The sequence below is a fragment of the uncultured Campylobacter sp. genome, assembly GCF_937949835.1.
Lineage (GTDB): Bacteria > Campylobacterota > Campylobacteria > Campylobacterales > Campylobacteraceae > Campylobacter_B.
The window spans coordinates 1-10045 of the sequence record NZ_CALEDC010000079.1 but is presented as its reverse complement, the minus strand read 5'-3'; the positions used below and the strand labels follow the sequence as shown (position 1 = coordinate 10045).

General features: G+C 50.5%; 10 protein-coding genes. 3 read left to right on the top strand and 7 right to left on the bottom strand.

Going from position 1 to position 10045, the window contains the following annotated elements; all coding sequences use genetic code 11:
• Window positions 1-392: 392 nt before the first annotated feature.
• On the bottom strand, window positions 393-755 hold the full coding sequence (locus tag Q0256_RS01790; RefSeq protein ID WP_297959532.1) for a hypothetical protein: 363 nt from the start codon (window positions 753-755) through the stop codon (window positions 393-395).
• A gap of 397 nt (window positions 756-1152) precedes the next feature.
• Between Q0256_RS01790 and Q0256_RS01785 the strand changes: the two genes are divergently transcribed.
• Window positions 1153-1290 carry a hypothetical protein gene (locus Q0256_RS01785; protein ID WP_297959531.1) on the top strand — a complete coding sequence of 46 codons (138 nt, stop codon included), beginning with the start codon at window positions 1153-1155 and terminating at the stop codon, window positions 1288-1290.
• A 486-nt stretch (window positions 1291-1776) separates the two neighbouring features.
• Here Q0256_RS01785 and rho read toward each other — a convergent pair whose 3' ends face one another.
• From rho to gpmI, 6 genes are all read right to left on the bottom strand, one after another.
• Entirely contained in the window at window positions 1777-3123 is a 1347-nt protein-coding gene (rho, locus tag Q0256_RS01780) for a transcription termination factor Rho (RefSeq protein WP_005873347.1), read from the bottom strand.
• Between the two features lie 61 nt (window positions 3124-3184).
• The gene (gene accA, locus Q0256_RS01775) at window positions 3185-4123 is read right to left on the bottom strand and encodes an acetyl-CoA carboxylase carboxyl transferase subunit alpha (RefSeq protein ID WP_297881080.1); all 939 of its coding nucleotides are present in this window, start codon (window positions 4121-4123) and stop codon (window positions 3185-3187) included.
• Complete coding sequence (locus tag Q0256_RS01770) at window positions 4123-5340, bottom strand: beta-ketoacyl-ACP synthase II (protein WP_297959530.1); 1218 nt, start codon at window positions 5338-5340, stop codon at window positions 4123-4125. The genes accA and Q0256_RS01770 overlap by 1 nt, the downstream gene beginning before the upstream one ends.
• 18 nt (window positions 5341-5358) lie before the next feature.
• Complete coding sequence (gene acpP / locus Q0256_RS01765; protein WP_005873350.1) at window positions 5359-5595, bottom strand: acyl carrier protein; 237 nt, start codon at window positions 5593-5595, stop codon at window positions 5359-5361.
• A gap of 68 nt (window positions 5596-5663) precedes the next feature.
• The gene (fabG, locus tag Q0256_RS01760; protein WP_297959529.1) at window positions 5664-6407 is read right to left on the bottom strand and encodes a 3-oxoacyl-ACP reductase FabG; all 744 of its coding nucleotides are present in this window, start codon (window positions 6405-6407) and stop codon (window positions 5664-5666) included.
• Window positions 6408-6508: 101 nt separating this feature from the next.
• Window positions 6509-7975 carry a 2,3-bisphosphoglycerate-independent phosphoglycerate mutase gene (gene gpmI / locus Q0256_RS01755; protein ID WP_297959528.1) on the bottom strand — a complete coding sequence of 489 codons (1467 nt, stop codon included), beginning with the start codon at window positions 7973-7975 and terminating at the stop codon, window positions 6509-6511.
• Between the two features lie 198 nt (window positions 7976-8173).
• On the opposite strand from gpmI, the gene mraY reads away from it, so the two are divergent.
• Together mraY and Q0256_RS01745 are read left to right on the top strand one after the other, a co-directional pair.
• Window positions 8174-9238, top strand: a complete 1065-nt coding sequence (mraY, locus tag Q0256_RS01750; RefSeq protein WP_005873354.1) for a phospho-N-acetylmuramoyl-pentapeptide-transferase — start codon at window positions 8174-8176, stop codon at window positions 9236-9238.
• A 114-nt stretch (window positions 9239-9352) separates the two neighbouring features.
• A partial coding sequence (locus tag Q0256_RS01745; RefSeq protein WP_297959527.1) for a Mur ligase family protein occupies window positions 9353-10045 on the top strand: 693 nt, incomplete at its 3' end.

The following is a 10045-nucleotide window of genomic DNA, read 5'->3' as shown; positions in this document are numbered from 1 at the left end:
TAAGTTGCGACGTTTAAGCTCGGCTAAATGCGCGCAGTGATCCGCGAAGCGCCCCAGCAAAGGGCTTTAACGAGATGAAATTTCATACGGTAATCGTGCGCGGTAAAATTTAAGCGTAAATTTTGCGCCTCGTTTCGTAACGAAAGAGCCCAAACGCGCCCCTAAATTTAAAATTTACGCATTAAAATTTCGCAATCCGTGCGGCAAAGCCTAAAAGCGTTAAAATTTTACTACCTGCCAGCATAGCGAGCGCCGAAATGCGCCGTAGAAGTAGCGGGCTTGCTTTGCAGGAGCGATGAAGATTTTGCGGGTGCGGCCTAAACGGCTAGCGGCGCGCATTTGGGCCGAATGAACCGTTTTAAAGCCGCACGATTTAAGCCGTCCCTAGCGCGCTAGCACTTACCCGCCGCTTTGAGCAGGGCGTTGCAGTTACCACTTTTGGAACCTCCAGTACCGCCTGCGCCAACAATTTTTGTGCAAAGCACGTCAGAATCAACTACTATAACGGATGAAAAATAGCAACGATATAAATCCCCGTTTTTGCTCCTGACCTTATAATGTACTGAGTCGATCTCGCTTCGCACCGAATCGGGCACGACGGATAGGTTCGACTTCTCCACGCCGGTCGCCATCTCGACGCGATCTAAGAGCGTTGCCTCGCTAGTCATGGGCTTTTTGATGAAGCCGCAGCCTCCTAGCGCGCAAGCTACGATGCCGAGCGCAAGCGCAACGAGGAAATTTTTAGAAACCTTCATAGTTCTTCTTTAAAATAGATTTAATTATACGTTAGGGCCTTTTAAAATTTCTTAAAATGCAAGATAGGCGGCTGTTTAATTCTGACGAGAGACATTCGGCGGCTATAGTGGCGGCAAGTTGGGCGCAAATACGCTAAGCTTAGCTACGGCAGGTACGGCGCCGATGCGGCGTGATTAAAATTTTAAAGCTTGGATTTTGCACAAAGGATTTTAAATTTTAAAATTTTGCTTGCGCGCAGAAATTTTAAAATTTAGTTTAAGAAGGATCAAGCGCAGATCGGACGCGAGATAAAATTTCATATCGCTTTGAAATTACGACCGGCTATCGCGCGCAGCATTACAGATGCCGAGACTATGAGCGGCGTAAGTTTGAAGTGGAGGATATGTATGCCTTACGATGCAAAAGATCACAACGACTAGAAGCAGTGATCTTGCAAGCACTCGTGCCGTCTTAAAGCGCAAGCCTGCGGTCGCGACGCGCGATCTGAAATTTAGAAATCAAATTTCAAAAAAAGTGCAGCAGCGCCTGCTTTAAAACAGTCGCGGGACGGTATCTGCTCGGACTGATTAAAAAGCCGAACGGCCGTTTTATAAGCCGCGACTGTAGAGCGAGCAAAAAAAGGAGGGGGCAGTATCCGTCCGCGCGGCGAGTTGTAGATTTAAAACGATTGAGCGAACAAAGAAAAGCCGTATGGAGACATCCGTGCGCAGCGTAAAGTTCAAATACCAAGTAGCTAGATGTGAAATTAAAGCGAGCGATTTCGCGCCGCAGTACCATAAAAAAAGCATGTGCTCTGCACGCAACTCTTATCCGGCGCAGCAAAATATGATATGTACCCGTAAAAGGGCGGTCAAAATTCTCGCGTCCACAGCGCGAAATTTAAACCGACAAGCGTGCGGCGCAAAGTAGCCGCCGCGGTGGGGGCGTAACAAGGCGTCTGCTCGGGAGCGTCGCGACGAGCTGCGACACTCGTCGCTTGCAAATTTAAAACGACTAAGCGAGCGGCAAATTTAATAAAATTTAGCCGTTCATTATCGATAGCAGCTCGGTGTTGTCTTTGGTTTTTAGCATCTTGGCGTATAAAAATTTCAGCGCCTCGACGTCGTCCATCGTCGAGATCGCCGAGCGCAGCGCCCAGATCTTTTGCAGATTTTCGCTGCCTTGCAAAAGCTCCTCTTTGCGCGTGCCGGACTTGGTAATGTTGATCGCCGGGTAAATTCTGCGGTCCGAGATATTGCGATCGAGGATGATCTCGCTGTTGCCCGTGCCTTTGAACTCCTCGAAGATCACGTCATCCATTCGCGAGCCGGTCTCGATGAGCGCGGTAGCGACGATGGTAAGCGAGCCGCCGTTTTCGATATTTCGCGCCGCACCGAAGAAGCGCTTCGGCTTGTGTAGGGCGTTTGCGTCCACGCCGCCGCTTAGGACTTTGCCGCTGCTAGGCGTGACGGTGTTGTAAGCGCGCGCAAGGCGGGTGATGCTATCAAGCAGGATGACGACGTCCTTGCCGTTTTCGACGGCGCGTTTTGCCTTTTCGATGACGAGCTCGGCGACGCGGACGTGGTTGAACGCGGGCTGATCGAAGGTCGAGCTAAACACCTCGCCTCGCACGCTACGCTCCATGTCGGTCACCTCCTCGGGGCGCTCGTCGACTAGCAGAACCAAAAGCTCGACCTCGGGGTGGTTGCGCGTAATGCCGTTGGCAAGCTCTTTCATCAGCTCCGTTTTACCGCTACGCGGAGGCGCCGTGATGAGCCCGCGCTGCCCCTTGCCGATCGGGGTGAAAAGATCGAGCACGCGACCGGTAAGGCGCATAGGATCGTATTCGAGCTTGAGCTTTTCGGTCGGGAAAAGCGGCGTGAGATTGTCAAATAGCGGGCGTTCTCTGGCCTCTTGAATCGATTTATAATTGATCGCTTCGATCTTTAAAAGCGCGTAGTACTTCTCCTGATCCTTCGGCTCGCGCACCTGGCCTGTGACGATGTCGCCGACGCGCAGGGCGAATTTACGGATCTGACTTAAGCTCACGTAGGCGTCATTAGCGCTGTCGCTTAAATTTGAATCTATGCCGCGCAAAAAGCCGTAACCCTCGGCGGTAACCTCCAAAATCCCCGTAAAAAGTATGAAACCGCCCTGCTTCGTCTGCATGCGTAAAATTTCAAAAACGAGCGCTTGACGGCGGAATTCGCGCGGGTTTTCGACGCCTAGCTCGTCTGCTATGGCGATGAGATTTTCAAGATCCATCGAGCGAAGCTCCTCGATCTGGTAGCCTTCTACGGGAACGTGCGTTTTAGCGTAAGTTTTTCTGCCGTTTTGATTAGAATTTGAAACGGCGGTCTGAGCGGAATTTTGATTTGTATTTTCCATTTGTCCTCTTAGAGTGTGAAGTTATTAAATTTGGTTTTAAAAAAGTCGCGAAATTTAAAATTTAGTTTTCTTTATAAGCACCGAACCTTAAAATTTTTTGTTGTCTTCTGCTAATGAGCTCGTCTATGCTAAGATCGTCTAGCTTGTGCAGCTCGGTTAAGACGTAGTTTCCAAGCGCTTTTATCGCGCCGTCTTTATCTCTGTGGGCGCCCGTTTTAGGCTCTTTGATCACGTCGTCAATTAAGCCCAGCTCTTTTAGCTCCTCGGCGGTGATTTTTAGCGCCTTCGTAGCAGCCTCGCTCTTGCTTGGATCGTTCCACAAAATCGCAGCACAGCCCTCTGGAGAGATAACCGAAAAAATTGAGTTTTGAAGCATCGCCAAACGATCGGCCACGCCGATCGCTAAAGCTCCGCCGCTGCCGCCTTCTCCTATAACGACGGCGATCGTAGGCGTTTTAATATCGCTAAGCTCATATAGATTTCGCGCGATAGCCTCACTTTGGCCGCGCTCCTCGGCGCCAAGCCCCGGATATGCGCCCGGAGTGTCAATCAAAAACAAAATAGGAAGGTTAAATTTCTCTGCAAGTTTTGCTACGCGCAGTGCCTTGCGATAGCCCTCCGGATGCGGCATGCCGAAATTTCGCTTCAGCTTGTTTTTGGTGCCGCGACCTTTCTGCTCGGCGATCACGGCAATTTTACGGTTACCCATAATGCCCAGATAGCATACGATCGAAGGATCATCTCTAAAGGCGCGGTCGCCGTGAAGCTCCCTGGCGTCTTGCAAAAGCGCGCGAATATAATCGATCGCGTAAGGGCGATCCGGATGGCGCGCAAGCTGAAGTCTTTGGTATTCGTTTAAATTCTTATAAACTTTGGAAATTTCTTTTTCGAGGTTCTTGTTTAAAATTTCGACCGCGTCCTCATCGCCGCGAATTTTTGCAGCGGTGATGTCCTCGTCGATCTGCTTTATAGACTTTTCGAAGTCCAAATAGCTCGCCATCAATCTACTCTTTTGAAAATAAGCGACGCGTTTGTGCCGCCGAACCCGAAATTATTGCTCATAACGCAATCGAGTTTAGCTTTTCTGGCAACGTTTGGCACATAGTCCAAATCGCAATCGGGATCTTTTGAAATTTGATTTATCGTAGGCGGTATGATGCCGTTTTGCATCGCTAAAAGGCTGATCGCAGCCTCTACCGCTCCGGCAGCGCCCAGGCAGTGTCCTAGCTGGCCCTTGGTGGAGCTGACCGCAGGCACTTTGCCCTCGCCGAAAAGCTCTTTTAACGCCGCGGTTTCGTTTTTATCGTTTATCGCGGTGGACGTTCCGTGAGCGTTGATATAATCAATATTCGGGCGTCCCGCCATCTCGTAGGCCTTTTTCATAGCGCGGATCGGGCCGTCTAGGCTAGGCGAAGTGATATGATAAGCATCGCCGCTAGCGCCGAATCCTACGAGCTCGCCGTAAATTTTAGCGCCGCGCGCTTTTGCGTCCTCTAGCTCTTCTAAAACCAAAGCCGCCGCACCTTCACCCATTACAAAGCCGTTTCGCTCCGCATCAAACGGACGTGAAGCGTGCGCAGGATCGTCATTTCTAGCGCAAAGCGCCTTCATCGCGGCAAATCCGCCGATACCTACGGGACAAACCGCGGCCTCGGCACCCACTGCGAGCATCTTTTTCGCTTCGCCGATCATGATAACTCTCGCAGCGTCCATAATCGCGTGCGCGGAAGCCGCGCAGGCCGTAACGCTAGATAAATTCGGGCCTTTTAAGTTGTAATATATTGAAACAAAGCCGCCGAGCATATTTACTAACGCAGAAGGGATAAAAAACGGAGAAATTCGCCTAGGACCGCGCTGCAAGCAGGTATTGGCATTTATCTCGATATTCGGTAAACCGCCGATACCGCTAGCCGAGCTAACGCCGAATTCGTCGCTATCGAAACCATTAAAATTAGCATCTTCTATAGCTTCGCCCGTGGCTTTAAGCCCGAGTTGGATAAATCTATCCATCTTTTTTATCTCTTTTCCATCCTCGATTATGCTCGAAGGATCGAAACCTTTTACTTCAGCTGCAATTTGAACCGGAAATTCGCTAGCGTCAAAGAGCGAAATTTTATCAACCCCGGTTTTTCCGTTACAGATATTTTCAAAACTGCTCTGTTTGTCAAGCCCGAGAGAGGTTATCATCCCGATGCCCGTTACTACGACTCGTTTCAAAACCGCTTCCTTAAAATTTTATTTCTTAGGCAAATTTTCTATATAATCTACTACGTCTTTAATGCTTACTAATTTTTCGGACTCGCTATCAGGGATCTCGATACCGAATTTCTCCTCTAAAGCCATTACTAGCTCAACTACGTCAAGAGAGTCCGCGCCCAAATCCTCGATAATTTTAGAGTCAAGTTTAACCTGATCCGGGCTAACGCTTAGTTGTTCTACAACTACGTCTCTTACATCTTCAAATACTGCCATTTTAGCACTCCTTTAAAAAAATACCGCGTAATTCTATAATATTTAACCTTAAATTCCGCTATTTAACGCTACATATAGAGCCCGCCGTTGATTTTAAGCGACTCTCCGGTGATGTAGCCCGCACCGTCGCTAAGCAAAAACGCAACTCCTTCGGCGACGTCGCTCGTGCTTCCGAGACGCTTAAGCGGGATGCTCGCTTCGTAGCTTGCTTTTACGTCGTCGCTTAGCGCGTCAGTCATATCCGTAGCGATGAAACCGGGCGTTACGCAATTAAAGCGGATGCCGCGCGCTGCGCCCTCTTTTGCAAAGCTCTTGCTCATCGCGATCATTCCGCCCTTGCTCGCGCTGTAATTAACCTGCCCCGCGTTGCCCATCTCGCCTACGATCGAGGCGATATTTACGACCGCGCCGAAGCGCTTTTTGCTCATTAGCTTCAAAGCTTCGCGGCAGCCGATGAAGGCGCTGCTTAAATTTGCTTCGATCACGTCCATAAAATCTTCCAGCTTCATCCTAAGCGCGAGCTTGTCGTTCGTGATGCCCGCGTTATTTACGAGATAGCTTAGCTCGCCGTCGCTTTGCGCGATCAGGGCAATCGCCTCGCTAAATTCCGCCTCGTTCGTCGCGTCAAATTTTATCACGGCGCCCTCTCCGCCGTTTGCGCGGATCTCCTCTAGCAGCGCGTCGGCTATCTCGGGCTTTGAGCGATAATTGATCCATACCTTAAGCCCGTAGCCCGCTAAAGTCCTTGCGATCTGTGCGCCGATACCGCGGCTCGCGCCCGTGATTAAAACGTTTTTTCCACTAAATTTCATACTTGTCCTTTTATTAAAATTTTAATCTCTAGCGTAAATTTATCCAAATTTACCTAAATTTTAGCAGTTTAAATCTACTCGCGACCCGCGCCGTTTAAATTTCAAAATAGCGCCTCGTCCATCTCTGCAGGTTTCGGTAGCCCCATTAGCTTTAGCACGGTCGCTGCGACGTTGCTAAGCCCAAGTCCGCTTTTTAGCTCGCGCACGCCCTCGCCCGCGACGAAACAAAATACGTCAAAGGTCGTGTGGTTGGTTAAAATTTCGCCGTCAGCGTCTCGCATCGCCTCGCAGTTGCCGTGATCGCTAATCTGCACATAGGCGTAATCGTGCGCCCTCGCCGCGCTTAAAATTTTACCGATGCACTCATCCACCGCCTCGACCGCCTTTACCGCGGCGTCATAGTTGCCAGTATGGCCGACCATATCGCCGTTTGCGAAATTTACGACGATGAAATCGATCCCCGCTTCGATGCCGCGGATCACCGCATCGCACACCGCAGGCGCGCTCATCTGTGGCTGCTCGTCGTAGGTTTTTACTTTCGGGCTTGGTATCAGCACGCGAGTTTCGTTCGGCAGCGGCTCCTCGACGCCGCCGTTAAAGAAAAACGTCACATGGGCGTATTTTTCGGTCTCGGCAGTGTGAAGCTGCGTAAGACCGGCTTCCGCGATCACTTCGCAAAGCGTGTTTTTAAGCACGGGCTTCTCAAATAGCAGAGGAAATTTAAAGCTCGCGTCGTATTCGCTCATCGTGATTAAATTTTGCACGACGAGCTTTCGCTTGAATTCGCTAAAGCTCTCATCGCCCAAAGCCGCGCAAAGCTCTCTAGCGCGATCGTTTCTAAAATTTATAAAAATCACTCCGTCATCCGCGCCGATACCGCTAAAGCCGTTAAAGCTCGCAGGCTCGATAAACTCGTCGCTCACGCCGCGCTCGTAGCTTTGCAGTATGTACTCGCTAGGCGAAATTTCAAGCGGCGCCGCTTCGCCCATAAGCACGTCGTAAGCGCGCTTTACGCGATCAAAACGCTTGTCGCGATCCATAGCGTAAAAGCGCCCGCACACGCTCGCGACTTTAAATTTAGCCTGTAGATGCTTTAAAAATTCCGCTCCGCTGCTCGGCGAAACGTCGCGCCCGTCGGTGATAGCGTGCGCCCATGTCTCGCAACCCGCATTCTGCGCTATCTCGCAGATCGCGTCAAAATGGCGCAGATGCGAATGCACGCCGCCGTCGCTGTAAAGCCCTATGACGTGCAGCCTGCGGCACTTTGAAAGCAGGCTTTGTAGCGCTTCGTTTTTCTCAAGCGAGCCCTCATCGATCGCGCGATCGATTTTGACTAGGTTTTGATACAGAATTCTACCGCTTCCGATCGTCATATGCCCTACTTCGCTGTTTCCCATCTGCCCTTGCGGCAAGCCCACGGCAAGCCCGGAGGTGTGCAGCAGCGTATTGGGCACGTTTTTAAAAAGATAATCATAGGCGGGCTTTTTCGCGTTTGCAAACGCGTTAAATTTATCGCTCGCGTTAAAGCCGATGCCGTCGGTGATAAGTAAAATCGTCTTTTGCCTCATTTTGGCTCCTAAATTTCGTCTAAATTTCGCCGCACAGGCCTTTTGAAGCAGGTCTGCGGCGCTGTTTTTACGAGCGGCATTATACTTTCTTTTGGCAAATGCGGCAAAATTTCATCCGCCCTAAAAGCTAAATTTTACCTCTTTTATACTAAAATGCGCGTTTTCGTATAAAATTTCATAAAATTTAAAAGGCAAACTTTGTTTTATTATCTTTACCATCTTACGAATATAAATTTCTTCCAATACATCACCGCGCGCGCAGGAATCGCGTTTTTTATCGCTTTTTGTTTTTCGGTCTGGGCTATGCCGCGATTTATCCGCTGGGCGCAAGCCAGACACGCCGCGCAGCCCATCTACGAGCTCGCGCCGCAAAACCATCAGAAAAAGAGCAAAACCCCCACGATGGGCGGGCTCGTTTTCGTTACCGCCGCGGTGCTCGCAAGCCTGCTGTGCGCCAAGCTAAACAACGTCTTCGTGCTATGCGGGCTGCTTTGCTTGGTAGGCTTCGGCTACATAGGCTTTAAGGACGATATCTCTAAAATTTTAGGCCGCCAAAACCACGCAGGCCTTAGCGCGCGGGCTAAATTTGCACTGCAAAATTTCTTGGCTTTTCTGATCGGGGCTACGCTTTATGCTTTTAGCGACCTGGGCGGGGAATTTTTCGTGCCGTTTTTCAAATACCCTCTGCTAAATTTATGGATCTTCGCGCCGCTGTTTTGGACGATCGTGATAAGCGCTAGCTCAAACGCGGTAAATTTAACCGACGGGCTAGACGGGCTAGCGACCATTCCGTCGGTATTTTCGCTCTGCAGCTTGGGCGTGTTCGCCTATCTCTGCGGGCATGCGATCTACTCGCAATATCTCTTGCTACCGCGCGTCGCGGGCGCAGGCGAGGTCTGCATCATCGTCTCGGCGCTCATCGGCGCGCTGCTTGGGTTTTTATGGTTTAACTGCTACCCCGCCGAAGTCTTTATGGGCGACAGCGGCAGCCTCAGCGTGGGCGCATTTTTAGGATACTGCGCGGTCATCACGAAAAACGAAATTTTACTCATAATGATCGGTTTCGTCTTCGTCATCGAAACGCTCAGCGTGATCTTGCAAGTGGGCAGCTTTAAAATTTTCAAACGCAGAATTTTCCTGATGGCGCCGATACATCACCATTTCGAGCTTAAAGGCTGGGTCGAGAACAAAATCATCATCCGCTTTTGGATCATCGCGCTGATCGCAAATATCATAGCCCTGACATCGCTGAAACTGAGATAAAATGCGAGCGCAGATTGAACCTGATTTCGAAACGGCGCGCGAAAAATACGGCGAAACGGCTGAGCTTAGCGCGGGCGAGATAACTCAAATTTTATGGGGCAAAAGGAGAGAAAAATGAAAAAATCGCTATTCGGCTACGGACTTACGACCAGGGCGATCGCCGAGCACTGCCAAAAAGGCGGCTGCTGGGATATCTACGACGATAAATTTGAAATTTCTTCGGGCGCGCCTAAGCTGGACGAGTTCGGCAACGCGCTTTTAAACCCGAGCGAGTTCGATCCCGCCTCAAGCGAGCTTGAAATCCCTAGCCCAGGCTTTCCGCCGCATCACGAGCTGGTACGAAAGGCACGGAATTTAATCAGCGAATATGATTATTTCGACGATTACGAAGGCCTTAAAATTTGGATCAGCGGCACGAACGGCAAGACCACGACGACAAAGATGATGCAGCACCTACTCGAGCGATACGGCTCGCAAATGGGCGGTAACGTGGGCGTCCCGCTTGCAAAGCTTGATAAAAGCGCCAAAATTTGGGTGCTGGAGACGAGCTCATTTACGCTGTACTACACCAAGCACGCGCGTCCCGACATCTACGTGCTGCTTGCAATTACGCCCGATCATCTCAGCTGGCACGGCGATTTTGCGGAGTATGAACGCGCTAAACTCTCGCCGCTACTAGCGATGCGCGAAGGCTCCGTGGCGCTGATCCCGCGCGCCTACGAAAGCTCTGCCGCCGCGCAAAACAGCCTAGCTCGCGTGATCTGCTACAAGAACGAAGCGGATCTGGCGCAAAAATTCGGCATTGAT